We start from the raw sequence: 26,398 nt of genomic DNA on the forward strand, positions 1-26,398 counted from the left end.
GGACATCCACCTCATTCCTGTTGTAGTATCAGATTCTCCGCACTTAATAAAGTTAAAGTAACTATAACTTTGTTTAGGGATTATGTTTCAACTTTTCAAAAAGCCATAAAGCGATTTGAAGTGTTAAAGCATCATGGAATTTTTTCGGGTCATATCCGGTCTTTTCCACGATTCGCTGAAGCCGGTAAATCAATGTATTTCTATGAATGAATAATTCCTCAGACGCTTTTTGAATGTTTAAGTTCGTAGAAAAAAACACTTCTAATGTTTCCATTTCACTTTCGGATAAATTTTCTTTTATTCTATGGAAAAACCTTTCTGCTTTGCTTCTATTTATTTGATAAATAAAAGCTTTAGCTTCGAGATTACCGAAGGACACCAGATCATTCGTTTCGCCACTAATATTTAAAGATAGGTCACAATCAAGATAAGACTGATTAAATCCTTCCATTTGATTAAAAGGGAGACTGTAAGAGATGCGGAATTTTATATGGAGCTCTTTTAAGAAATGATAGACTTTATCGATTTGTTGATGTGCCTTTTCTTCATTGAGGCCAGTAATACCAATAAACAAACGATTAATGTTAATAAATCCAATAATTCCATTACCTTGTCCTACTATATCTTCTAATTTATTGATTAATGTTTGATTAGGGATGGAGCGCTCTTTTATTTGTACTATTAGAATTATAAAAGGAGGCTGGAGCTTCAAGTGGAGGATATTAAGCCCTCGTGATATTTGATCATAGGAGGGGGCTGTTTTTAATAATTCTTCAATGATCATTTCTTTCGTCCGTTGCTTCCATTCCATTTGTGAGGCTATGAACTCTTGCCTGATCATAAGTTCTGTGGTCATCTTTACAAGACCCGCGAGTTCACCCATTTCCTCAGGAGCACCTGTTATACCTATGACCCCTAACACCCTTTCTTGAAACACGATTGGCAAGTTGATTCCTGACTGTGCTCCTTTCCAATTTTCGTTCTGATCCGAAGGGATAATCAATGTTTCCCCCTTTTTTAACACTTCTAAAGCCCCTTCATGAATTTTCCCTACCCTGGATTTATCTCGTGAAGCGATAATTTCTCCCTTATTATTCATAATATTTACGTTTCGATCTATACGCAGGGAAGTTTCTTTGACAATGTCGTTGGCAATCTCGGTAGTTAACATGTTAGCCTCCCCTTTTGGTTAATTTATACTAAAAATTCAAAAAATATCTTACTATTTTCATATAGTATAACTGAATACATTCACCGTCAAGGAAAGTATAATAATTTTCATACTATTGAAAACGCTTACCGGGAGTGAACAATGAATGAAAATTATAGTTGCACCTGACTCGTTTAAAGGAAGTTTGAGTGCATTAGAGGTGTCAAGATCAATTAATGCAGGCATCAAGAGAATATTCCCTCAAGCAGAAGTACTGCAGCTGCCTGTCGCAGACGGGGGAGAAGGAACAATGGATACGCTCCTCGCTGCAACTGGTGGAGAAAAAAGAAAGGTAACTGTCGTAGGACCATTAGGAAATGAGGTGGAAGCGGCCTATGGAATTTTAGGTGAGGGCGAAACATGCGTGATTGAAATGGCAAGTGCTTCCGGACTCGCATTGATTCCTGAAGGAAAACTTTCTCCTTTAGAAACCACCACTTATGGAACCGGACAATTAATAAAAAAAGCAATGGATGATGGTCTCTCCTCGTTTATCCTGGCACTTGGCGGGTCTGCGACAAATGATGGCGGCGCAGGCATGCTGCAAGCGTTAGGATTGAAAATTCTTGATAACCACGCTAACCAAATTGAATATGGAGGTGGGGAATTAAACAAAGTTTCCAAGATAGAAATGGAGTCATTTGATAAAAGAATTAAGGATTGTAAATTCTTAATTGCATCTGATGTCCAGAACCCATTTATTGGACCAGACGGTGCTTCGCATATTTTCGGCCCACAAAAAGGGGCTACACCTGACATAGTAAAGATGCTCGATGAGAATATGGCTCACTGGGCAAATGAAATAGAAAAAGTGACAGACATACACCTTCATGACCTCTCCGGGGCAGGAGCGGCTGGTGGAATTGGGGGAGCGTTCCAAGCTTTCTTTCCATCAGAGATGAAACGGGGCATTGACATTGTTCTGGAACATACAGGGCTGATCGATTCCCTGAAAGGTACGGACCTGGTGATTACCGGGGAAGGACAAGTTGATTTACAAACAGCCTCTGGTAAGACACCGATGGGAGTAGCTCAAGCAGCAAAGAGAGAAAATGTCCCAACTATAATATTGGCGGGATCTGTAGGAGAAGGAGTGGAAATACTTCATCAGTTTGGGGTTGTAAGCGTTAACAGTATTATTAATAAGCCAATGACCCTGAATGAAGCTATTGAAAACGTGAAGGATTTATTGACAAGTAGTGCAGAACAAGTTGTACGTTCTTTTTTTCATCACAGTGTAAACACTGAAGGAGGCCTTTACATTGAAAATTAAACAGACAATAGAAAAAGTACCTGGAGGATTAATGGTTGTCCCGCTCTTATTCGGTGCGTTGTTAAATACAATCGATCAAATGCATATTCCAGCAGTCATGAATATGTTAAAAAGCCTGGGAGTTTCAGCAACCGAAGAAGGATATTATGAGTTTTTAAGAATAGGTGGCTTCTCTCAGGAACTATTTAAAGACGGGGCTCTTGTACTTATTGCCTTATTCTTATTTTCAGCCGGTAGTCAAATGGACTTAAGAGTAGGAGGAAGAGCATTAAAAAAGGGAGTTCTTCTAACTTCTACCAAGTATTTAACAGGGCTGGCTGTCGGGTTAGGTTTTGGCTATTTCTTTGACCCTATGAGTGGATTGTTTGGCCTCTCTACCCTTGCTATTATTGCCGGGATGACGAATGGAAACGGGGGAATGTATGCTGCCCTCACTGGACAATATGGAAACCGTTCCGATATAGGGGCAGTAGCGATTCTATCTTTGAATGATGGTCCGTTTTTTACACTTATGTCATTAGGTTTACTAGGCTCAAGCTTCCCGATCATCTCGTTTATTGCCGTTCTATTACCTATTGCTATTGGTATGCTTCTAGGGAATTTAGATTCTGATATTCGTGCATTTTTAAAACCAGGGGAAATACTACCTGTCCCATTCTTTGCTTTTGCACTTGGAGCAGGAATGAATTTAGCTAACTTTTTCAATCCATCAGTCGTTGCAGCCGGGTTAACGATTGGTATTCTAACTACGGTCCTAACTGGTGGAATGGGAATACTTGTGTTTAAATTAATGAAGGAAAAAAGCTATATAGCACCTGTTGCAGAAGCATCAACCGCTGGTAACGCTGCAGCGACGCCTGCCGCTGTCGCCGCAGCTGCTGGAGTGGCGGGCAGCGCAGGTATGATGACTACAGCTGAAGCAGCTGCCTTTCAAAACATAGCGAATGTAGCGACGGCTCAAATTTCTATTGCTACACTTACCACTGCGATACTATGTCCGATTGCAGTCATCCTTGTGGACAAGCACCAAAAGAAAAAAGGAATTGATGGGAAAAGGGAAGACCTTGGACTTAATTCCGACAAAAATTCCGGAGAAAGTGTACGTTCAGCAGTCAACTAAACCATGTTAACCCCTGGGAAAAATCTCAGGGGTTAAATCATTCCAAGGCTATAAGCAAAAAAGTATAATGGAAGAATAACTAAAAAATTGGAGGAAAATCGGATGCAAACAACATTACTATACGGTAAAGAAGGACTTTCACTAGATTTACCTGAACAATCTTTTATAGTAGAGCCTAAAAACTTGCCAGGATTGGATGAAGCGGAAGAAGCTGTGCGACAATCACTTGCAAATCCAATTGGTACGCCCCCTTTAAAAGAAACAGTAAAACCGACGGATACCGTGGCAATCGTTATCAGTGATATTACTAGACCTACGCCCAATCATATACTAGTTCCATTATTGATTGAAGAATTGAAGCATGTTCCATTAGAGAATTTCGTCATCATCAATGGAACAGGGACCCATCGTGATCAAACCAGGGAAGAATTTGTCCAAATGCTTGGCGAATGGGTAGTAGATAATATTCGAATTGTAAATAACCACTGCCATGATAAAGATACACTGGTGAATCTGGGCGAAAGTAAATTCGGTTGCGATGTTTATTTAAATAAGGATTATGTAGAAGCGGACTTCAGAATCGTTACAGGTTTTATCGAGCCTCATTTTTTTGCGGGCTTCTCTGGTGGTCCAAAGGGAATAATGCCTGGTATAGCTGGAATAGAAACGATCATGACCTTTCATAATGCAAGAATGATCGGAGATCCTCGTTCCACCTGGGGCAATATGGATGATAACCCCGTCCAGGAAATGACACGTGAAATTAATAAGATGTGTAAACCGCATTTCATGTTAAACGTTACACTAAACAGAGAAAAAGATATTTCTGCTGTATTTGCAGGTGAACTGTATGAAGCCCATGACCGGGGGTGTGAATTTGCTAAGGAACACGCGATGATCCGTTGTGAAGAGCGCTTCGATGTTGTGATTGCTTCAAATTCCGGATACCCCCTTGACCAAAACCTCTATCAAGCTGTCAAAGGTATGAGTGCTGCTCATAAAATAGTGAAAGAAGGCGGAACAATCATAATAGCTGCCGAATGTGCAGATGGTCTTCCCAGCCACGGAAACTATGCAAAGATTTTCGAAATGGCAGACACGCCACAGGATTTGCTAGATATGATCAATGATCCGGATTTTAAGATGTTTGATCAGTGGCAGGTACAAAAGCAGGCGGTAACGCAAGTCTGGGCGGACATTTATGTGTATTCCAAGCTTACCGATGAACAAGTGGAAGGAGCAATGCTTAAGCCTTCCGACGATATAGAAAGTACGTTAGAAGAATTGAAGGGAACCTATGGAGAGAACTTGAGTATTGCTGTCTTGCCACTCGGACCTTTAACAATTCCATATGTAGAAGAATAATGAAGAGCGAAAATGGAACTAACTCGCCCCGTGAGCTTCTTAGGTTTTACGCCAAAAATATAGAAGGGTGGTATATAAATGGTAGAACAGAAGTTTCACAAACTCGAAGAGATATTGAAAGAAATGGAGACAATCGTTATTGCTTTCTCTGGAGGAGTAGACAGTACGTTCTTGTTAAAAGTGGCTATTGACACACTTGGCAGAGAAAACGTGCTTGCAGTAACGGCCGATAGTGAAACCTATCCATTGGAAGAACTTCAAGAAGCAAAACAGCTTGCAGAGAAGCTTCATGCCAGGCATGAAATAATCGAAACATCGGAACTGAATATCCCTGGATACTCAGAGAATACAGCAAACCGTTGTTATTTTTGTAAGAAAAGTCTGTTTCAGCACCTGATTCCGATTATGAAAGAACAAGGGTATAAAAATATTGCTTTCGGTCTGATAGCTGATGACCTTGGCGAACATAGACCAGGGACAAAGGCTGCAAGGGAATATAATGTCCGGGGACCGTTACAGGAAGCGGACCTTTATAAAAGTGAAATTCGCGAATTGTCCCAGCAAATGGGATTGCCAACTTGGGACAAGCCTTCGTTTGCATGCCTTTCTTCCCGGATCACCTATGGGGAAAGGATAACCATTGAAAAGCTTAGGAGAATCGATCAATCGGAACAAGTGATAAGGGCTACCGGGATTCGCCAGGTACGGGTTCGTACACATGAAGACATAGCAAGAATTGAAGTAGAGCCGGGTGACATGGAATTATTGCTGACGCATCATGATGAAATCACCGCTAAACTGCAAGAGTTTGGCTATACGTATGTAACGATGGATTTGTCAGGATACAAAAGCGGCAGCATGAATAAAACATTACAAAAGGCAGGGAACTAATATAATGGAACATCTATTCGCAATACTGGGTGTGGGCTTTCTCCTCGGTATAAAACACGCTTTGGAACCTGATCATGTCGTGGCTGTCTCCACAATCGTAGGGGAAAATAAGTCGCCTTGGCGATCTGGTTTTTTGGGTGTGTTTTGGGGGATAGGACACACGTTAACGTTACTGGTCATCTTCTTAATTTTATTTTTATCGCAAACAAGTATACCAGGTGCATGGGAGAAATCTTTTGAATTAGGTGTTGGGTTTATGCTCATTTATCTTGGTTTTTCTTCATTTCTTCCTAAAAAAAATAAAGCCAGGAAATCAGGAAAAGCAGTTAGGAATCAGTTGTTATTTAAATCGATGCTGATCGGTCAAATCCATGGACTTGCCGGAAGTGCCGCGATGACTCTCCTTGTAGTTTCAACGGTTGATTCATTGCAGGGGGCTCTTATTTATATCGGAACATTTGGGACAGGAACCGTGTTAGGAATGCTGTTATTCACATTAGTCCTAAGTCTTCCATTCCTTTTTACTGTAAACAAGCAACGGATCAATATGTTATTAACAAGAGGAACTGCCATTCTTAGTATTTGTTATGGAATCTATTATATTTATGTCATCGGTTTTAGCAATGGTTTGTTTATATAAAATAAAGCCAGAAGGTAGATTCTTGTAGATACTGACAGGGAAACGCGTACAGGTTAACCAGAAGTGATTTAGTCTCTGAGGAAGCGAGGAAATTCTGGTATGAGAAAGAAATTCGGTATAATTGCAGACGATTTGACCGGGGCAAATGATAGTGGGGTACAGTTAAAAGAAAGTGGGTTGGAAACTTCCGTTTTATTCCGTTTACCTGAGGGGGATGTTCAGCTGGAAGAAACTATAGTGATTGATACAGATTCAAGAGCACTTTCCAAAGAAGAAGCCTATAACGAAACCAAGGAAGCAGCTAAATTTCTAAAACAAAACGAGTATCAGCACATCTACAAAAAGATGGATTCAACCCTGAGAGGATACATTGGTGTAGAATTGCAGGCGATCAAAGAAGTGTTTAACCCGGTATTTTTAGTAGTTGCCCCTGCCTATCCTGCTTATGGAAGAACGACGGAGTCCGGTGTTCATAAATTGCATGGGGTTCCAGTCTCCGAAACTGAAATAGCACAAGACCCGAAGCATCCAGTGAAAGTATCCCGTATCGATTCTATTATGGAAAGGGAAACAAAAGAGAAGACGGCTGTCCTTTCCATAGAAGCGTATAAAAGCAATCCGTTCCTTTTGAGAGAAAAGTTAGAAGCCCTCAAACAGGAGGGAATTCATTATCTGATTTGTGATGCCCATAAGCAAGAGGATTTAACAGAGATTGTAAAGGCTATCTCCAACTATACGGATGAAGTGGTTTGGGCAGGATCTGCAGGGTTGGCTGAGGTTTTACCTGAAGTATTTGGATTCTCCCGAGAACAAGAAGCAGCCATCGATATTCCTGTTTCTCCAAAAGTTCTTGCGGTCTGTGGAAGTTTATCTCGTACCACACAAGAGCAAGTAAATTATGCACTCAATCAACCTGGCATCGCTTCTGTGAAAGTGGATACAGAACGAATCCTGACAGAAGCATGGGAAGATGAAAAAAAGGCGATGATAACAGCCTGTAGAGAAGCATTTGCCGAAAACCAAGATGTGGTGCTTTATCTTCCATCCACTCCACAAATAAAGGAAGCTGTGAAGCGGAAAGCACGTGAACAGCATTTAACAGCCATGGAAGTAGCGGAGAGGATATCTCAAGCATTAGGGGATATGACAAGGGAATTGGTAGAACAGGTTGGGGATCTGCGGGCTTTAGTATTGACTGGGGGAGATACGGCGAAGGATGTATCCAAACAATTAGGTGCCAAAGGATTCAGGCTTACACGACAAATAGAGCCAGGAATCCCGCAAGGAAGTTTAATGGGAACGGATCGTTTGATGGAAGTGGTAACGAAAGCTGGAGCATTTGGAAGTGAAAAATCCATTTATAGAGCGATCAAAGCATTGAAAGGAGAGTGTGAATAGTGGCAGCAAAAAAGGTGATCGGCATTACGATGGGCGATGCAGCAGGAGTAGGACCGGAAATTATCGTGAAAAGTTTGATGGATGCTAACATACATGAGCATGCTATACCTTTGGTGATTGGGGATAAAAAGATGCTTGATCGAGCTGCCAGAATCGTGGGTGCCGATGTAACCATTAGGAATGTACATAAAAATGAGGAGTTTCTTGGGGAGAAAGGAGAGATTCTCTGTCTGGATTTAGATCTGCTCCCTGAAAATTTACCCTTTGGAAGAGTCTCTGCCGAAGCTGGCCACGCTGCCTTTGAATATTTAAGAACAGCGATCGAGCTAGCGAAAGAGGGCAAGATTAACGCGATCTGCACGGCACCATTGAATAAAGAAGCGCTTCACAAAGGTGGCCATCTTTATCCGGGGCATACGGAAATACTTGCTGAATTGACCGATACGAGCAATTTTTCAATGATGCTTTCCTCGCCTAAACTGAAAGTGATCCATGTAACCACTCATGTTGGATTAATAGATGCCGTATCAATGATTAATCCAAACCGAGTTTATGATGTGATACGCATGGCTCATGATACCTTATCGAGAGCAGGGAATCCTGAACCGAAAATAGCAGTCTGTGGAATTAACCCGCACGCAGGTGAGAATGGCCTTTTCGGATACGGAGAAGAAGAAGAAAAAGTAATTCCAGGAGTAGAGCAAGCCCAGGAAGAGGGGATTGCTGTACAAGGTCCATTGCCAGCGGATACACTCTTCTTTCGTGCTGTCCGTGGCGACTTTGACATAGTTGTGGCCATGTATCATGATCAAGGCCATGGTCCTATCAAAGTGTTGGGTTTAGAATCAGGAGTCAATATAACGGTAGGACTTCCGATTATTCGAACAAGTGTCGATCATGGAACAGCGTTTGATATTGCGGGGACTGGTATAGCAGACGAGAAAAGCCTGCAAGAAGCGTTACGCCAAGCGATTGAACTGGCACCCAATAAATAATATGTAAACAGTATATATACCCCAGGTCCTCCAGAATTTGGAGGACCTGGGGTATTGTCGATAAAAAAACAGGTTGAACAAACGTTTGTTTATATGTGGAAAAATCACCTTAATGTATTCAAATTAGTCCATATCAATAACATATCTATTAATATTATAGCGAATCTTTGCTAATAAGATCGGACTTTTGTCGAACTCCGCTTCATAATTACTGCCCCCATACCTAATAGCCCGCTCTTTTCTTGTCTAGTTTTATCAGGAAAGATGAAAGATCTTAGCCATAACCCTAGGCCAATACCTGGAACCAAGGGATAGAATGCAACCATACAGGGCCCAATAATATACCAGAGATTCGAAAAACCGGAAAAAATATCAGCCCGATCATTGCGAGAGGAAACCGAAAAGCAGACATATTCTTAGAAGATGCTGACCGCTATTATTATTTAGAGTTGTTAAGCAGAAGTCAGCGCAGTTACCCATTTGATCTCCACGCTTATTGCTCATGACCAACCACGTACACCTGCTGGTCGAAACCATAAAGCATCCAACTCACACATTCATTAGACAAGCCCATTCCCATTACGCCATTTATTTCAACAAGAAATACGATTACGTTGGCCATCTCTTCCAGGGCAGGTATAAAGGACAGCCAATACCTGACATCACAGCATTCCTGCAAATCAGCCGTTATATCCACCTAAACCCAGTACGGGCGAACCTCACTGCTACTCCTGATACTTATAAATGGAGCAGCTATCCTCAATATTTATCGCTTAAACCGTTGAATCCAATCCTCACCGCAACAAAAATCCCAAAGTATTTCAATGGTATCGAAGGATACGACAAGTTTGTCAAAGCAAAAGAATCAGTTGCCAGTGATCATCCATAATTTGGAGGGATCCGGGGTAAAAAAGGAAACACCCCAGGTACTCCAGATATTGGAGGATCTGGGGTCGATGAAGAACTGTAATAACTTTAGTTTATATGGCAATAGTTGACTATATTCCTAGAATAGATTGAATATTAAATTAATTTTGCTAGATTAAAATCTGTAAACGTCTGCTAAACGACTTAAATGTAAGCGCTTAAAAAGGGCTGTTTTGTGCAGACAATCTTTAAATGGAGGTGAGCCAGAGAAGACAACCAAGCAACAAGGAACGACTTTAAAATTAAAAGGAAGGTGAATTATTTGAGTAAAAGTAGAAAGTTTACGTTTTGGGGAAGTGTATTTGCTATCATCTTTTGTATGTTTCCTCTTGTGGGGTTTGCAGAAGCACCAACATCTTCCCACTGGTACCCAAAAGATTTATTAGAATGGTCGCCGGAAAAAGACTCAGATGCGCTGTATAATCGTTCAACGGTTCCACTTAATGATAGAGTAGGAGACAAAAATGACGACGAGCCTCGTCTTGTAGCTCTGTCAGCTCTTAACCCTAATACGAGTGGAGTCCCTTCACAGGGCGGATCGGATTTCTATGCAAACACATTTGGATTCTGGCAATACGTAGATCTAATGGTTTACTGGGCCGGGTCTTCGGGAGAAGGGATCATAGTTCCGCCAAGTGCTGATGTCATTGATGCTTCCCACCGCAATGGCGTACCTATTCTTGGGAATGTGTTTTTCCCGCCTAAAGTCTATGGTGGAAAAGAGGAATGGGTAGAACAAATGCTGCAGCAGCGTGTCGATGGATCGTTCCCGGCAGCTGACCAGTTACTCAAGGCTGCAGAGTATTATGGGTTTGATGGCTGGTTCATTAATCAGGAAACAGAAGGTGGAGATGAAGAAACTGCAGAAAAAATGCAAGAATTCTTGATTTATCTTCAGGAACAAAAGCCGGAGGATATGGAAATCATGTGGTATGACTCGATGGTTTCAACGGGGGAGATTGATTGGCAGAATTACTTAACTGATCAAAATAAGTTATTTCTGCAGGACGGAAGTCAGCGGGTTGCTGATAGTATGTTCTTGAACTTCTGGTGGTGGAATGAGAGCCAGCAGCGTTCCCACGATAAAGCCCTTGAAATTGGGCGTTCATCATATGATTTATACGCCGGGTTAGATGTAGAAGCGAATGGTACGGCAACAAATGTCAACTGGGAGAACTTGTTTGCTGAAGATGGTTCAGCATGGACTTCCCTTGGAATCTATCGACCGGACTGGGCTTTCAAGTCTTCTAAGGAAATGGATCAGTTCTATCAGAAGGAAGAAAAGTTCTGGACAGGCGATGCTGATAATCAGTGGCCTGGCATGTCTACGTATTTTTCCGAGCAGACAGTAATTGATGAACTTCCATTTACAACGAATTTTAATACCGGAAGTGGAAAATTTTACTCCATTGATGGAGAAGTGGCTTCTAATCAATCATGGAACAATCGCAGTTTGCAGGATCTGCTCCCGACATGGAGATGGAAACTTGATGGAGAAGGTGAGCTGCTGAAACCATCATTTGATTGGAGCACGGCTTATTATGGAGGAAGCTCCTTAAAAATAGAAGGGGAACGTTCGTCTCAGAATACGACGAACCTGCAGCTATACAAGACAGACATGGTCATTGAAGCAGATACGGAACTTTCTATTACGTATAAAACGGATCAAAAACGTCCGGATATGCAAGTAGAAGTAGGTCTTAATCATGACACGACTGCGTATTTTGATGTAAAAAAGAAGAGTCATGGAGACTGGGTAACCAAAACATTCAAGCTAAAGAAGTATAAGGGAGAGAACTTAACTTCCCTTGGGCTCGGTTTTGATGCAAACAAATCGACGGAAGACTACCAAATAAATATTGGTGAGATTAAAGTTTATAACAAAAAAGAAGCGAAACATGCTCCAGAGAAACCGACCAAAATGTTAGTAGATCAAACAGAATTTACGGAAGGGCTCTATGCAGATGTCCGTTTATCCTGGGAGGAAGCAGAGGGCGCAAGTTATTATGAAATCTACCGGGAAGATGCGAATGGCACACAAACGTTTATTGGAGCTACGCCGAATCATGTGTATGCCATAAACGATATGAGAAGGGATGGCAAAGAGTCAATAAGCAAACTTAACGTCATCGCGGTTAGTGATGAAAATGTTCGCGGAAAGTCGAGCAGCGTCGAGTTCCAATGGCCGGAATACCCGACTCCTAAGGCCGATTTCCGTGTAGATCATACCGTGGCTAAACCAGGTGAAGAGATCCAATTCTTCAGTGAATCATCCGAGGTGACAGAAGAATGGGAGTGGCAGTTTGAAGGGGGAGATCCGGAGGTAAGTACCGAAGAAAATCCGGTTGTCCGTTATGCAGAAGAAGGAACGTACGCTGTAACGTTAACTGCAAAAAACACCTCAGGGGAAGACACAATAACGAAAGAAGCTTATATTACAATTACGGATAATGCTGGTTCGATAGAAAATGTTGCTCTAAACAAAAGTGCTGAAGCAAGCTGGGCTTGTGCGGACAGTGAAGGACCGTTGAATGCTATTGATGGTGAAGTGGAGAACAATAGCAAATGGTGTGCACTCGGTTCTGATCATTGGCTGATCGTTGATTTGCAGGATACCTATGATTTATCAAAATTCGTCCTGAAACATGCAGAAGCAGGAGGAGAATCTCCTGCCTTCAATACTAAGGATTATACGATTGAAACAAGTGTAAACGGGATGGATTGGGATGAAGTAGTAGTGGTCAAATCCAATCAGGATGCTGTTTCCGAGCATATGATTCCACTGACAGCGGCAAGGTATGTTCGGCTATCTGTGCAGACCCCTACACAGACTGGAGATCAGGCTGTAAGGATATATGAATTGGAAGCACATGGTTACTAATATTTAAGAGATGGGAGGGGCGACAAGCCCTTCCTTTTTCTTTGTACCTCTTAAATATTTTAAGTTTTTATGCAATTTTTAAAGGACATGGTGTCAGGGTATTTCATTTCTCCTGAATACAGCTATTATAGGAGGTAATCACACAATGTAAGCGATTACTAAAAAGGAGGGATTTACAATGGGAATAACATTTCCGGAAGGTTTCCTATGGGGAACCGCCACATCTGCTCCTCAATTTGAAGGTGCTTCCACCACAGGAGGCAAAGCAGAGCATGTCTGGGATTATTGGTATAAGAAGACCCCAGAACTTTTTCATAATCAGGTAGGACCAGAGCACACCTCGGATTTTTACCATAATGTTGATCGGGATATGGAAGGGATGAAGCAATTGAAATTAAACTCCTTTCGTACATCCATTTCCTGGTCGCGTCTTATGCCGGACGGCTCACAAGTCAATGAGGAAGCGGTTCGCTTCTATCGTTACCTATTTAAAAGTCTTCATAATAATGGAATTAAACCGATTGTGAATTTGTACCATTTCGATATGCCACTTTCTTTTCATAAAAAAGGTGGATGGGAAAGCAGGGAAACCGTCTTCGCCTACAGCCATTATGCGTGCACGGCTTTTAGTTTGTTCGGGGATCTGGTAGAGGACTGGGTCACTTTCAACGAACCTATTGTTCCTATTGAGATGGGTTACCTGAACGATAAACATCTTCCCGCGATTTATGACATGAAAAAAGCAGTGAAAGCAGCTTATCATACGATGTTGGCGCATGCCATGGCAGTAAAAGAATTCCGGAGGCAAAGTGGTGTAAAAATTGGAATCATCCTGAACCTGTCCCCTGTCTATCCGAAAAGTGATAGTTCTGCTGATCGAATGGCAGCTGATTATGCAGATCTGTTTTTTAACCGAAGCTTCCTTGACCCTGCGGTAAAAGGCACCTATCCGGATGAATTGATCAACTGGACGAAGGAACTGGGCATTGTTCCTCCAGTGGCAAAAGAAGACTTGGCCATTATAAAGGAAAATACCGTAGACTTTCTTGGAGTGAACTATTATCAGCCAAGACGGGTCCAGCAGCCGGTGAAAAGAGAGAACGGTTTATCTTTGGATGCCTACTACAGCTCCTATGAATGGCCGGAAAGAAGAATCAATCCCTATCGCGGCTGGGAGATTTATGAAAAAGGTCTCTATGATATTGCCGTAAGAATCAAGGAGGAATATGGGAACCTTCCCTGGTTCGTAGCGGAAAATGGCATCGGTGTCGAAGGCGAAGAGAGATTCGCCGATCACAATGGGGATATACAGGATGATTATCGAATCGAATTCATATCGGAACATTTAAAGTGGCTTTATAAAGGAATTACAGAGGGGTCCAATTGCTACGGCTATCACGTCTGGACATTTGTTGATAACTGGTCATGGCTGAATGCATATAAAAATCGATATGGGCTATTCCGACTGGATCTAAATACAAAAGAACGGCAGATAAAAAAGAGCGGTAAATGGTTTCGGGTGCTTGCTTCAGAAAATGAACTGCCAGAAAAGACCAAACTCACATGACATACCTATTGGCAATGGATATCGGTGGTACACGGACGAAGTTCGGTCTTATTTCCAATGACTCAAAACTCAGTACACAGACGGTAATACAAACACCTGGCTCATTCTTTGAATTATATGCAACTCTGGATGCTTACTTAAAGAAGCAAGATCAAACTATCCACGGAATTGCTGTAAGCAGTCCCGGCAGTATAACGGATTCCGGTGCCGTACTGGGCTATAGTGCTGTTCCGTTTCTTCATGAGGTCAACCTTCTTGAAAGACTGCATGAGCATTATTGCCTGCCTGTTTCTGTGGAGAATGATGCGAATTGTGCCGCACTTGCAGAGAAATGGAATGGGGCAGCGACGAATCTTCGCACATACGCCTGTATTGTGTGTGGCACTGGGATAGGCGGAGCGATTGTGATGGATGACCATCTTTGGAAAGGTGCCAATCTGCACGGTGGAGAATTTGGATATGCCATTATGGAAAGTGACCGGAGTACTTCGCGTTTGTCGACATGGAGTGATCTCGGTTCTTCTTCGGCTATTTCCAGAAGGCTGGACGAAGTGTCGCCAGGGAATGAACAGTGGACTGGGGAGCAGGCGTTTGCTGCTGTCTCTCAAGGACATAAGGAAGCGAAGCGTTCGATTGCAACCTTTTTTCATTACCTTGGTGTTGGTGTATTCAATATTCAATACATAGTAGATCCAGAGAAGATTTTAATCGGAGGCGGTATTACTCGCCAGCCTGATTTTCTTCCTTTATTGGATGAGGCCATCGGTTCTATTCATAGCCGTTTGCCTTATGCGAAGGTTCGACCTGATATTGGACTATGTCATCACCTGGCTGATGCCCAGCTTATTGGAGCTGCTTATGTTTGGAATAAAAAATACAGGGAGTGTGATCAACATGTTTGATCGATTCGGTAGCTTTTTTGTGGAATGCTGCCAGTGGATCTGGAGGATCATGATGCTTAATTGGATCTGGTTTATCCATGTCCTATTGGGAGGGATAGTGATGGGAATTTTCCCATCGACAATAGCCTTGTTCTCGACGACCAGGCTATGGCTGAAAGGTGATTTGGATCAACCCCTCTGGCCTCATTTTCATCAGACCTTTAAGCGGGAGTTTATGCGCGTAAATGGACTTGGCTGGATCTATCTGGCGGTCGGATTGTTTATCGCTTTAAACATTTATCTGGTAAGCCAGCTGCAGGGATTTTTCAGTCTGCTTTGTATGTTTGCGCTGCTATTGAGCCTGGTGATGTACCTGTTCTCCTTTCTTTATTTTTTTTCCTATTATGTACATTTCCGTCAATCGTTCCGAGGATATCTGATCCAGCCATTTATCATTATGCTGATCAGTTTTAAACAGAATCTGATGATAGGGATTGGTCTTTCTATTGTCGGTTATCTGCTATACAACCTGCCAGGATTGATTCCGTTTGCCGTGGGGGTAATGCCTGCTTTTTGGATAATGAAAGTTTCTTTAAACCGCTTTAAACATTTGTACTGGCACCAGCCTGAAGTTGAAGGAGGCGTTTCAAAATGAGCGTAACAGCGACGAAGCAAACTGCTTATATTATCTCCCATTCCCATTGGGATCGGGAATGGTATATGTCATTGGAAGAACATCGTTATTATTTAGTGAAACTAATCGATGATGTACTGAATCAGCTTGAAAACAACCCCGATTTTCATAGTTTTCATATGGACGGTCAGACCATTATGGTGGATGACTACCTTGAAGTTCGTCCCGAGAACCGGGAAAGGGTAGAGAAGCAGATAAAGGAGGGGCGAATGGTAATCGGCCCCTGGTATATCCTGCAGGATGCCTTTTTGACAAGTTCGGAGGCGAATCTCCGTAACCTGCTCTATGGAAAAAAAGACATGGAACGCTGGGGGCAGGAAGGTGGCATTGGATATTTTCCTGATACGTTCGGTATCTATGGACAGGCGCCTCAAATTTTAAAACAGGCAAATATGGGTGTCGCTGCTTTTGGAAGAGGCGTCACGCCTACAGGGTTCAATAACCAGGTGTTTCAAAATGAATATTCGTCACCTTACTCGGAGCTTTCCTGGGAAGCACCGGACGGTTCGAGTGTCCTTGGTATTCTGTTTGCAAACTGGTACTCGAATGGGAATGAAATTCCAGTGGAAGAAGAAGCAGCAAAAAATTATTGGAATAAGAAGCTTGAAGAGTCCGGGCGTTATGCTTCTACCAAACATTTGCTGTATATGAATGGCTGTGATCACCAGCCGGTCCAGACAGATGTGACAACTGCGATTGAACGAGCGAACCAGCTCTATCCGGATGTCCAATTCAAGCATGCAAGCTTTCAAGAATATGTAGCAAATGTAAAAAATGACCTTCCCGAGAGTCTGCAAACCATTCAAGGTGAACTGCGCAACCAGAAAACGGATGGATGGTCCACACTTGTCAACACAGCCTCCGCCCGCATTTATTTGAAACAGGCGAATGATCATTCCCAGACACTTCTCGAGAATTACGTGGAGCCATTAGGGCTGTTTGCATCGGATCGCTCGTTTTACCGCTCCTACACCGAGTACTTCTGGAAACTGTTGATGCAAAACCATCCCCATGACAGTATTTGCGGGTGCAGTGTCGATTCGGTACATAGGGAAATGGCGACCCGGTTTGAGAAGGTGTCCCTGGGAGCTCAAAAATTTCTTGAAGAACAAATGCAGCAAGTCACACAAACCATTGATACGACTCACAATAACCCGGAGGCGATTCCGCTAGTCGTGTTTCATACCTCTGGAAAACAAGCCTCCAAAGTAGTGAAAGCGAAGGTAATGGTGAAGAAGATTTACTTCGAGGAAATGGATTTTCAGAAGATCCCGGAAAAATTGAACAGCGAGGAGCTGCCGGAATATGTAATGGAACTTGATGATGGTAGGGAGATTTCATGTGATGTGAAGGATCTCGGTGTCCGGTTTGGCTATGACCTCCCACATGATGGATTTAGAAGACCATACTATGGCAGAGAAGTAGAAGTGACATTCCTTCAGGAAGAAGCCAATCGTGTCGGCTATAATTGCTGCTTCCTTATACCCCATACTTCCAGGGGCAATAAGGAATCACTGATCTGGAATAGTAAAGAAAAACGACTGGAAAATGAAACCGTTGTCGTGGAGATTCATGCGAACGGCAGCTATTCGCTTACCGATAAGCGTACGAACCATACGTATCCTTTGCTTGGAATCTATGAAAATACCGGAGATATTGGAAATGAATATATGTACAAGCAGTCATCGGACGGAAATGCGATCACATCAGCGAATGAAGTGGCTGATATCGAGGTGCTGGAAGACAGTCCTTTAAGTGCAAAGATAAGGCTGCATTCAAGCTTGACTGTCCCTCTATCGGCCGATGAACAGCTGCAAAAAGAGCGGGAGAAGCTGATCTGGCACCCGGAAAGAAGGGCAGGACGGAGTGATGAAACGACAGTCATTCCTATCTGCACAACCTTGACGCTCGATAAGGGAGCAAATGGTCTAAAAGTGGACGTAGCAATGGATAACACTGGCCGTGATCATCGTATGCGCGCTTTGTTTCCAGTCGGGGGCAAGGCTGAGCATCATTATGCTGACAGCATTTTTGAAATAGTTAAACGGCCGAATGAACCGGAACAGGAATGGACAAATCCATCGGTCATGCATCACATGCAGCGTTTTGTCAGCATGAATGATGACAGATTCGGTTTGACGATTGCTGGCAAGGGGTTACACGAATATGAAATTATCGACAAGGATACGATTGCGATTACACTCCTTCGGGCTGTTGGAGAGATGGGGGATTGGGGTGTGTTTGAGACGCCTGAAGCTCAATGTCAGGGGATAAATCATGCTTCGTTCATGATCATTCCTCATGAATCAAGTGTGCTTGAATCCAAAGCTTATTTAGAAGCCTATTCCTATCCATATACCCCGCCAGTAGTTCAGGATAGTCAGCATCCAGGGGAGCTACCAAAGACAGGAACAGAATTTCACTGGGAAGGAGACCTGGCACTGACCAGTGTGAAAGTAGCGGAAGGTGAAAGTGGTACGGTCTTGAGATGGTACAACCCGAACAATCATCCTGTTACCCTTTCGCTCGCTTATCCAGATGCTGCGGAATGCTATCTATCTGATGTGCTGGAGCAAAAGAATGATCGATTAGGTGGTACTACCATCAATCGTACTGTAAACCCTTTTGAAATTGTGACATTGGTTGTAACGAAAAAGAAAGAGAAGGAGTAGTAGCATATGATTGAAGAGAAAAAAACAACCCCTGAATCATTTGAAACCATTATCGAAAAGGTCAATCAAGCGTACCCGGAGGATCCGGAGCTTCAGAAGTTGTTCCGCCAATGTTTTTTGAATACGTATCAGACTACCCTTCAGGATGATGCAGAAGGAACGTTTGTCATTACCGGTGATATTCCTGCGATGTGGCTGAGAGATTCAGCGGCACAAGTGCGTCCCTACCTGACCGTAGCAGGAGAAGATGAGGAAGTTGCGAGGTGGCTGAAACAGGTGGTCCAGAGGCAGTGGAGTTATATTCTGCACGATCCCTATGCCAATGCATTTAACCGGGAAGCAACCGGAGCAGGGCATCAGGAGGATCACACCGAAATGAGCCCGCTAATATGGGAAAGAAAATATGAGGTCGATTCCCTTTGCTATCCCATTCAGTTGACTTACCTTTACTGGAAGGCTACAGGAGATAACGACATTCTTTCTCCACAGTTGAAACAGGTACTTGAAACGATTTATAAGGTTTGGAAAATTGAGCAGCATCATGAAGAACAATCGCCTTACTTGTTTGAACGAAGTGGTTGCAGGGTCTCGGATACGCTGCTTCGTGATGGTAAAGGTGGAGATTCCACCTATACAGGAATGACATGGTCGGGCTTTCGCCCAAGTGACGATGCCTGTCTGTATGGCTATCTTATTCCGGCCAATATGTTTGCAACTGTTGTCCTGGAGTATGCCAATGAAATGCTCACAGTCATGGGGGAAGACAGGCTGGCTGACCAAATGATGCAGCTGCGGGGAGAAATCCAAGAGGGCATCGAAGGATACGGGAAGATTGACCATCCGATTTTTAATGAAATGTATGTCTATGAAACAGATGGAAAAGGCGGAGTCAATCTGATGGATGATGCAAATGTTCCAAGCTTGCTCTCTATGCCTTACCTCGGATACTGCACAGCTGATGAGCCACGGTATCAAAATACTCGTCAGTTCTTATTGAGCAGGCATAATCCTTATTATTACGAAGGGGAAGTTGCGAAAGGAATTGGAAGCCCGCATACGCCTGATCACTACATCTGGCATATTGCCTTAGCAATCCAGGGAATGACAGCGACAGAAACATCAGAGAGACAAAGCATCCTGAACATGATGAAAAATACGCACGGCAACACCTTCTATATGCATGAAGGATTTAACGCCAGTCATCCGGAGCAGTATACGCGGTCATGGTTTGCCTGGGCAAACTCCATGTTCAGTGAATTTGTGCTCAGTACCATCGGCGTTTATGTACCGGGAAGCCCCCTTGAGCGGTTAGCCGTACAAAAAAATTAATAGTTGAGGAGGGACGATATGTTTTATCGAGTAGAAAAACTGCAAAATCGAATCCACGAAATTGATCGGTACCGTTATCGCCATAAACAGTATATTCCTTCTTTCTCTATCTATGAACCGGATAAAGGCGAGGAGATCACCTTGCCCGAAGAGTACTCCAACCAAGTGATGGAACGGAATGATACCTGGTCAGGGAGAGACCGGTATGTATGGCTGCATACACGGCTGCAATTTCCCGAAATATTCAAGGATGAGCAAGTTGTGTTGTTTGTGGATGCCGGGCGAACAGGGGGAGGCAACAATTCAGGCTTTGAAGCACTCCTTTATGTGAACCGTAATCCATTTCAAGGAGTCGATTCCAATCATAAAGAAGTGATCCTCCCATCTCCACTCCCGGAGGAAATAGATATTGATCTGATGCTTTGGTCGGGACTTGAAGGCGGAGGACATCCTCAGGAGCAATACTATAGATTGAAGGAAGCATGGTTTGGCGTTCTTGACCAGCGTGTAGATCAATTCTATTATCTGTCGACTGCTGTGCTTGATGCTATTAAGAATCAGCCGGAGAATGAAGCTGGCAGGTCGATGCTGCTGAATCTATTGAATAAAGCTTTTCAGTCCATTGATTGGTCTGATCCTGGGTCTGATGCTTTTTATGAGAGCATTTATGAAGCATATTCCCTACTGGAAGACGATCTGACAGCAGTGGAAAAGCAGTCGGACATTACGATTCATACCATCGGTCATTCGCATATTGACCTCGCCTGGCTGTGGCGGGTGAAGCATACCAAAGAAAAAGCGAAACGGACATTTTCTACGGTCTTGAGATTAGCCGAGCTTTATCCCGATTACATCTATTTACAAAGTCAGCCACAGCTTTATCAATGGATGAAGGAACAAGAACCTGAGCTCTACCAACGGATAAAGGAACGAATAAAGGATGGACAGTGGGAAATCGAAGGAGCGATGTGGGTAGAGGCAGATTGCAACATCCCATCGGGTGAATCGCTTGTCCGGCAGCTCCTGTATGGAAAGAAATTCATTAAAGATGAATTTCAAAAAGATAGCCGGATTCTATGGCTGCCTGATGTTTTTGGATACAGCTGGGCGTTACCGCAAATTCTGAAGAAATCAGGCGTTGATACCTTTATGACCACCAAAATCAGCTGGAATCAATATAACCGCATGCCGCATGATACTTTTCATTGGAAAGGGATTGATGGCACAGAAATATTGACTCATTTTGTAACGACACCGGAGCCTGGCCGCCCGGAGGATGCCTGGTTTTACACCTACAACGGACTTATTACTGGGGAGACAGTTAAAGGAATATGGGAGAAATATCAGGATAAAGCAATCAATCGTGATTTGCTGCTTGCTTATGGATACGGTGATGGCGGCGGAGGAGTGAATCGGGACATGCTGGAGTTAAAACGTCAATTTGACCGTATTCCTGGCATTCCTGCCGTCCAGTCGTCAACGATTACGGATTATTTTAATAAGCTCCATGAAAATGTGAAAGAAACCGATGAATACGTCCACACCTGGGACGGGGAATTGTACCTGGAATACCATCGTGGCACATATACCAGCCAGGCGAACATGAAACGGCAAAATCGAAGACTGGAACAAGCCTATAGAGCAGTGGAACTGTTAGCCGTCAGAGACGGTATTAATAAAGGATGGTCCGAATATCCTGCTGCTTCGATAGAAAATGGATGGAAAAAAATCCTCCTGAATCAGTTCCATGATATTATCCCTGGTTCTTCCATTACCGAGGTATATGCAGATGCTGATAAAGAATACGCAGAAGCGTGGGGAATTGTAGAGGAGATCAAGGAACAGCACAAACACCTTGCGCAGAAAGAGAAAAATGATAGCTGGTCTGTCTTTCATCCATTACAATATAAGAAAGATATATTACTTACGATCCCGGATCATTCCGCTGCTTCTTATCAAATGAATGGCAAGTCGCTTCTAACGCAAGAAACGGCCTCAGGCGATCGGCTTGTTTTAGTTGAAGAGGTGAAACCATTCGCCTATCACACGATAGAACCTGGAGAAGGAGTCCAAAAAGACAAGACTCCTTTGAGCCATGTCAACCTGGAAGAACGAACGCTGAAGAATGATCGATATGAGATGGAATGGAACCGATTTGGCCAGCTGACACGGGTTTTTGACAAGTTAGAACAACGGGAAATGCTTTCGTCAGAATCTCCTGGTAATGTGTTCCGGATATTTGAAGATAAACCTATGGCGCATGATGCCTGGGATATTGATCTGTTTTATCAGGAAAAGTCGAAGGTAATTGACACCTTTAAAAGCTGCGAACTGATAGAAAATGGACCTCTGAGGACTACCTTACGCTTTACGTGGGAATGGCCAGGTGCAGACATCGTCCAGCTCATGCACTGCTATAAGCATACGGCTAGAATCGACTTCGAAACCAAAGTGGATTGGACAGCGAGGCAGCAGCTTCTGAAGGTCGAATTTCCACTTGCGATCCGAACGACAGATGCGATCTTTGACATCCAATTCGGGAATGTCAAAAGGCCGACCCACTGGAATACTTCCTGGGATGCAGCTAGGTTTGAAAGCGTAGGGCACAAATGGGCCGCTCTTTCGGAGCCTTATTATGGTATCAGCTTAATGAATGATTGCAAGTATGGATATTCTGCTAAAGACAATGTGCTATCGCTGACACTTCTAAAGGGAGCGATCCATCCAGATCCATATGCTGATATTGGTGTGCACCATTTTACGTATTCGATTTTTCCATTTGGAGGAGAAGGAAACAAGCGAGAGGTGGAAAAGGAAGCAGCCTATCTGGATACAGAATGGTTTGTCACGGAAGGCGAGATAGAAGCAGCCTATCATCATCCTTTTCTAACGGTCTCCAGTGATCAGGTCGTCATTGATGCTGTGAAAAAGGCGGAGTTAAGTGACAAAGTGATTGTCAGAATGCATGAGATGGAAGGCGCATCTGGCCGCGTCCACCTCGAGGCTGGCTGCCCTGTTAAGGGATGGCGAGAAGTCAATTTGATGGAAGAGGACCTGCTAAGAGAAGTGAAAGAAGAGCCGATTCAACTGTCATTTTCTCCATATGAACTGAAATCAGTCGAGCTTACAATAAATGAACAAAACAGGGATATATAGCTATCCCTGTTTTGTGCTATCATTGGTTAATAACTAGGATGTGAAACTATGAAAGCGCTTATCAGTCTTATAAAAAAACTTAGTGGGCGAATGTTTTACCGCATTTTTTTCACTTACACGACGATTATTCTTATGGCGATGTCGGCGTTGTTTATTATTCTTTCCTCCTATTATTCTGATTTTGTCATTCAAAGAGAAATGGATCGTCAGCGAAATGTAATAGAAGAGATTCAATCGGAGCTTCAAAAGAAACATGCCTTCGTCAAACAAGGCATCCGGCAGCTTTACTTAGACAAAACTTTGCTTCAGGATCTGTCATTTGCGCTTCAGCATGATTACCAGGCTTACCTCGATTATCGACTGGACAAGTACTATGAAAGCGACTCGTTAGTTCCTTATAACTTTGATATCTTTGTCAGTAACTATTTTTCCAGTGATTCAGAGGTTATTGCTGCAGTGGTAAGAAATGAGGTCTATGGTTCAAAATATGAATATATTTACAACCATTCGCAATGGAATTTGTTGGATGACGACGAAAAAGAGCTTCTGAGAACGCCTAAGAATGTCCATGTGCTCAGTGAGCAAATCAACGATCCAACATCACTGGACAAGTTAGGTACCATTGATGTCCTTTTTTCGTACCGCAATATTGATCAGCTATTAACTGTCAGAGAAAATCTATCAGATGTTTCCTTTAAGTTAATAGATGCAGAAGGAAATGTACGCTATGCATTCGGTGAGGGAGATTACCAGGCGGAAAAAACGCTGACGTATCAATCGATCCAGGATGGGTACATAGAAGACAATGGTTATCTTGTTCAAGGGCTGGTGGACCCTGTCAGTGAGCTTATGATTACAGCCGCCATCCCGGAATCAAAAGTCGAGAATCTCACTTCTTATAAATTATCGATATTTCTGATCATTCTTGTATTGACGCTATTCTCCATTGGTATTCCTTTTTTATCTCTAAAAAACTATTCGAAACGGGTCAATCAAATGAATCGAAAAATGAAGGAAGTGCAAAAAGGGGATCTTAGCGTCAGGATGGATACAACAACAGCCGATGATGACTTGAATGTTATATCCTCCACCTTCAATGAGACACTGGATACGTTAGAAGAATATATAAACAAGGTGTATTTCTCAAGACTCAAACAGAAGGAAGCCGAGCTAGCCAACCTGCAGGCTCAAATCAATCCACACTTTCTTTACAATACACTTGAAGCAATTCGGATGAAGGCTATTGCGGAGGGTGGCAGAGTAACGGGAAAAATGATTGTACAGCTGGCCGATCTATTCCGTTATTCCTTGCAAACGGCTGAGCTCATCCCAATATTGGATGAAAAAGATCATGCGTATCAATACCTGGAGCTTTTTAAAATCAGGTTTCCGAATCAGCTGACAAGTGAATTCCACATCGACCCGGCTGTAATGGATGCTTATGTTCCTCCTTTTATCCTGCAGCCAATTATCGAAAATTATTTGCTGCATGGATTGAAAAGGGATCGCTTGGATAATAAGGTCTCTACCAGAATTACTAAAAAAGGCGAGTTGTTACACATCGTGATAGAGGACAATGGAAAAGGAATAGAACCACAACATCTAGAGGAAATTCAGGAACGTCTGGCCAGTAAACACCAAACATCCAGTTCCATAGGACTTGGGAATGTAAATGAACGAATTAAGATGAAGTTTGGAGATGATTATGGAATTAAGTTAAATAGTGAGCCAGGGTCTCATACCATCGTACAAATTGTAATGCCATTATTGAAAGAGGTGGAAAGTCATGATCAACGTTATGCTAGTGGATGATGAACCGCTGATTGTCGAAGGAATGCAGAATATCATTGATTGGGAAGCTTATGGGTTCAAGGTAACCGCTGCTGCTTCTAATGGAAAGGAAGCTTACGCCAAAATCCAGGAAATTAAGGTGGATGTCCTGATTACAGATATACAGATGCCGGAAATGACAGGTCTTGAGCTCATTGAAGCGGTAAAAGAAAAGAACCCTTCGGTTCGCTCCATTGTCTTGACCGGTTTTCGTGAATTCCATCTGATTAAAAAAGGGCTCAACCTTGGGATTGAGAATTACCTGCTTAAACCGATTAATGAAGAAGAACTGGTTTCTTCTCTATTACATATTAAAGAAAAACTAAGCCATTCGATGCTTCAGGAAGAATCAGAACTGGTCCTCCGTGATCATGCGATCTGGCGCTGGATGCAGGGGAAAATGAATGAAGAAGAATGTATTAGAAGGCTATCACTTTACCCGGATATCCAACTGGAACCTGAATATGCCATTGCTCTGTTGAAAATCGACTGGGAAGGAAAAGCGGAAGACCTGTTACGGAAAACACAGTCTAATTTAGAGAGTGAAACATCTGCAGTCTGTGTACTAACTCCCATGGGTGATCTATTGCTGTTATGGAGCTATTATGACGAGCTTGATAGCTGGAAAGGTGAGTGGGAACATGTAGAACAGGTGCTTGAACGTTATGATTTGGCAAGTGAACTAGTCTCTGCACACCAGACCGGAATAACGTCCATTGGTTCAATACCTGAGATATATCGAGAACTGGAAAGGCATTGTGAGTTAAAGCTGCTGCTTCCGGAAGAAGACCACCAGCTGGCAGATGAACTTTATTCCGATTATTTCATAAACCAGGTGCATGACTTGAAGCGATCCAGTAACTTTCTTCGCCCTGAATTACTTGAACAGTTGGCCAACCGGGAATTTCAGAATGTAATTAATTCGATGGAGCAGCTATTGGATTACTTTGAAAAACAGCTACAGACACTTATGTTAAAAAGTATTCTATTAGAATTGTTCTATCATATAAAAAACAATTTTTTCATCCCGCTCGAATATGAAGATTATGTAACGATGGTGCATGAAATCATGTCCACGGAAACAAAAGAGGATGGAGTCGAGGTTCTGAAGAAGTGTATTAAACTGATCGACCATCCACCTGTTAAAGAAAGGGAATACAGCCCGATTATTGAAACGGTCCTGCAATACATCCACCAGAATTATAGCGAGGATCTTTCCCTTAAAACGCTTGGACATCAGTTTCATGTGAATTCTATCTATCTTGGACAGCTTTTTCAAAAAGAGGTGTCTTCTTCATTTACGAAGTATCTGAACCGGATTCGAATTGAACGGGCCAAACAGTATTTACAGAACTCCCATGAGAAAGCAGGCAGTATCGGGAAAAAAGTCGGCTATGCCGATGCCACCTATTTTTATAAACAGTTTAAAAAGCTGGAAGATGTTACACCGACAGAATGGCGCCACCAGCATAAATAGCGGAATATATCAGGTTCCTCCACCGGGGGAGCTTTTTTATTTGTAAAAGGGTTAATTTTTGACAGTAAACCTTAATTATCTTAACTATCTTC

The 26,398-nt window shown here is 42.8% G+C and carries 18 protein-coding genes; 17 read left to right on the forward strand and 1 reads right to left on the reverse strand.

Features of this window, described 5'->3' with window-relative positions; translation table 11 throughout:
• Positions 1-73: 73 nt before the first annotated feature.
• On the reverse strand, positions 74-1,171 hold the full coding sequence (locus FHS45_RS08205; protein ID WP_062442208.1) for a CdaR family transcriptional regulator: 1,098 nt from the start codon (positions 1,169-1,171) through the stop codon (positions 74-76).
• Positions 1,172-1,316: 145 nt separating this feature from the next.
• Between FHS45_RS08205 and FHS45_RS08210 the strand changes: the two genes are divergently transcribed.
• The 17 genes from FHS45_RS08210 to FHS45_RS08290 all read left to right on the forward strand — a co-directional run bounded on the left by FHS45_RS08210 (position 1,317) and on the right by FHS45_RS08290 (position 26,306).
• Positions 1,317-2,483 carry a glycerate kinase gene (locus FHS45_RS08210; RefSeq protein WP_062442205.1) on the forward strand — a complete coding sequence of 389 codons (1,167 nt, stop codon included), beginning with the start codon at positions 1,317-1,319 and terminating at the stop codon, positions 2,481-2,483.
• Complete coding sequence (locus tag FHS45_RS08215; protein WP_062442203.1) at positions 2,473-3,603, forward strand: 2-keto-3-deoxygluconate permease; 1,131 nt, start codon at positions 2,473-2,475, stop codon at positions 3,601-3,603. The genes FHS45_RS08210 and FHS45_RS08215 overlap by 11 nt, the downstream gene beginning before the upstream one ends.
• 102 nt (positions 3,604-3,705) lie before the next feature.
• Positions 3,706-4,968 carry a nickel-dependent lactate racemase gene (gene larA, locus FHS45_RS08220; protein WP_062442199.1) on the forward strand — a complete coding sequence of 421 codons (1,263 nt, stop codon included), beginning with the start codon at positions 3,706-3,708 and terminating at the stop codon, positions 4,966-4,968.
• 78 nt (positions 4,969-5,046) lie between these two features.
• Positions 5,047-5,859 (forward strand): ATP-dependent sacrificial sulfur transferase LarE, encoded by an 813-nt coding sequence (gene larE, locus FHS45_RS08225; RefSeq protein WP_062442196.1) that lies wholly within the window; start codon positions 5,047-5,049, stop codon positions 5,857-5,859.
• 4 nt (positions 5,860-5,863) lie between these two features.
• On the forward strand, positions 5,864-6,499 hold the full coding sequence (locus tag FHS45_RS08230) for a hypothetical protein (RefSeq protein ID WP_062442193.1): 636 nt from the start codon (positions 5,864-5,866) through the stop codon (positions 6,497-6,499).
• A gap of 99 nt (positions 6,500-6,598) precedes the next feature.
• Entirely contained in the window at positions 6,599-7,897 is a 1,299-nt protein-coding gene (locus FHS45_RS08235; protein WP_062442191.1) for a four-carbon acid sugar kinase family protein, read from the forward strand.
• A gap of 29 nt (positions 7,898-7,926) precedes the next feature.
• Positions 7,927-8,892 carry a 4-hydroxythreonine-4-phosphate dehydrogenase PdxA gene (pdxA, locus tag FHS45_RS08240; protein WP_062447553.1) on the forward strand — a complete coding sequence of 322 codons (966 nt, stop codon included), beginning with the start codon at positions 7,927-7,929 and terminating at the stop codon, positions 8,890-8,892.
• Between the two features lie 502 nt (positions 8,893-9,394).
• Complete coding sequence (locus FHS45_RS08245) at positions 9,395-9,781, forward strand: transposase (RefSeq protein ID WP_148350038.1); 387 nt, start codon at positions 9,395-9,397, stop codon at positions 9,779-9,781.
• Between the two features lie 300 nt (positions 9,782-10,081).
• Positions 10,082-12,700: an endo-beta-N-acetylglucosaminidase gene (locus FHS45_RS08250; RefSeq protein ID WP_148350036.1), complete on the forward strand. Its 2,619-nt coding sequence runs from the start codon at positions 10,082-10,084 to the stop codon at positions 12,698-12,700.
• Between the two features lie 178 nt (positions 12,701-12,878).
• A complete protein-coding gene (locus FHS45_RS08255) occupies positions 12,879-14,267 on the forward strand; it encodes a glycoside hydrolase family 1 protein (RefSeq protein WP_062442184.1) in 1,389 nt (462 codons plus the stop codon).
• Complete coding sequence (locus tag FHS45_RS08260) at positions 14,264-15,169, forward strand: ROK family protein (protein ID WP_062442182.1); 906 nt, start codon at positions 14,264-14,266, stop codon at positions 15,167-15,169. The genes FHS45_RS08255 and FHS45_RS08260 overlap by 4 nt, the downstream gene beginning before the upstream one ends.
• Positions 15,162-15,803, forward strand: a complete 642-nt coding sequence (locus FHS45_RS08265) for a YesL family protein (protein WP_166761387.1) — start codon at positions 15,162-15,164, stop codon at positions 15,801-15,803. Before FHS45_RS08260 ends, FHS45_RS08265 begins: the two co-directional genes overlap by 8 nt.
• Positions 15,800-18,514, forward strand: coding sequence for an alpha-mannosidase (locus FHS45_RS08270; protein ID WP_062442178.1), 2,715 nt, complete (start codon positions 15,800-15,802; stop codon positions 18,512-18,514). Before FHS45_RS08265 ends, FHS45_RS08270 begins: the two co-directional genes overlap by 4 nt.
• 6 nt (positions 18,515-18,520) lie before the next feature.
• On the forward strand, positions 18,521-19,843 hold the full coding sequence (locus FHS45_RS08275) for a glycoside hydrolase family 125 protein (protein ID WP_062442175.1): 1,323 nt from the start codon (positions 18,521-18,523) through the stop codon (positions 19,841-19,843).
• An 18-nt stretch (positions 19,844-19,861) separates the two neighbouring features.
• Positions 19,862-22,999 (forward strand): alpha-mannosidase, encoded by a 3,138-nt coding sequence (locus FHS45_RS08280; protein WP_062442173.1) that lies wholly within the window; start codon positions 19,862-19,864, stop codon positions 22,997-22,999.
• A gap of 90 nt (positions 23,000-23,089) precedes the next feature.
• Positions 23,090-24,811, forward strand: coding sequence for a sensor histidine kinase (locus FHS45_RS08285; protein ID WP_166761388.1), 1,722 nt, complete (start codon positions 23,090-23,092; stop codon positions 24,809-24,811).
• Complete coding sequence (locus FHS45_RS08290) at positions 24,786-26,306, forward strand: response regulator transcription factor (protein WP_062442167.1); 1,521 nt, start codon at positions 24,786-24,788, stop codon at positions 26,304-26,306. Before FHS45_RS08285 ends, FHS45_RS08290 begins: the two co-directional genes overlap by 26 nt.
• Positions 26,307-26,398: the final 92 nt, after the last annotated feature.

Source organism: Thalassobacillus devorans (assembly GCF_011761345.1).
Taxonomy (GTDB): Bacteria; Bacillota; Bacilli; order Bacillales; family Halobacillaceae; genus Thalassobacillus; species Thalassobacillus devorans.

What these genes read in the sequence shown, in the direction of transcription:
- FHS45_RS08205 (WP_062442208.1), bottom strand. Translation starts at nt 1,171, where the DNA reads ATGTTAACTACCGAGATTGCCAACGACATTGTCAAAGAAACTTCCCTG.
- FHS45_RS08210 (WP_062442205.1), top strand. Translation starts at nt 1,317, where the DNA reads ATGAAAATTATAGTTGCACCTGACTCGTTTAAAGGAAGTTTGAGTGCA.
- larA (WP_062442199.1), top strand. Translation starts at nt 3,706, where the DNA reads ATGCAAACAACATTACTATACGGTAAAGAAGGACTTTCACTAGATTTA.
- larE (WP_062442196.1), top strand. Translation starts at nt 5,047, where the DNA reads ATGGTAGAACAGAAGTTTCACAAACTCGAAGAGATATTGAAAGAAATG.
- FHS45_RS08230 (WP_062442193.1), top strand. Translation starts at nt 5,864, where the DNA reads ATGGAACATCTATTCGCAATACTGGGTGTGGGCTTTCTCCTCGGTATA.
- FHS45_RS08235 (WP_062442191.1), top strand. Translation starts at nt 6,599, where the DNA reads ATGAGAAAGAAATTCGGTATAATTGCAGACGATTTGACCGGGGCAAAT.
- pdxA (WP_062447553.1), top strand. Translation starts at nt 7,927, where the DNA reads ATGGGCGATGCAGCAGGAGTAGGACCGGAAATTATCGTGAAAAGTTTG.
- FHS45_RS08245 (WP_148350038.1), top strand. Translation starts at nt 9,395, where the DNA reads ATGACCAACCACGTACACCTGCTGGTCGAAACCATAAAGCATCCAACT.
- FHS45_RS08255 (WP_062442184.1), top strand. Translation starts at nt 12,879, where the DNA reads ATGGGAATAACATTTCCGGAAGGTTTCCTATGGGGAACCGCCACATCT.
- FHS45_RS08260 (WP_062442182.1), top strand. Translation starts at nt 14,264, where the DNA reads ATGACATACCTATTGGCAATGGATATCGGTGGTACACGGACGAAGTTC.
- FHS45_RS08265 (WP_166761387.1), top strand. Translation starts at nt 15,162, where the DNA reads ATGTTTGATCGATTCGGTAGCTTTTTTGTGGAATGCTGCCAGTGGATC.
- FHS45_RS08270 (WP_062442178.1), top strand. Translation starts at nt 15,800, where the DNA reads ATGAGCGTAACAGCGACGAAGCAAACTGCTTATATTATCTCCCATTCC.
- FHS45_RS08275 (WP_062442175.1), top strand. Translation starts at nt 18,521, where the DNA reads ATGATTGAAGAGAAAAAAACAACCCCTGAATCATTTGAAACCATTATC.
- FHS45_RS08280 (WP_062442173.1), top strand. Translation starts at nt 19,862, where the DNA reads ATGTTTTATCGAGTAGAAAAACTGCAAAATCGAATCCACGAAATTGAT.
- FHS45_RS08285 (WP_166761388.1), top strand. Translation starts at nt 23,090, where the DNA reads ATGTTTTACCGCATTTTTTTCACTTACACGACGATTATTCTTATGGCG.
- FHS45_RS08290 (WP_062442167.1), top strand. Translation starts at nt 24,786, where the DNA reads ATGATCAACGTTATGCTAGTGGATGATGAACCGCTGATTGTCGAAGGA.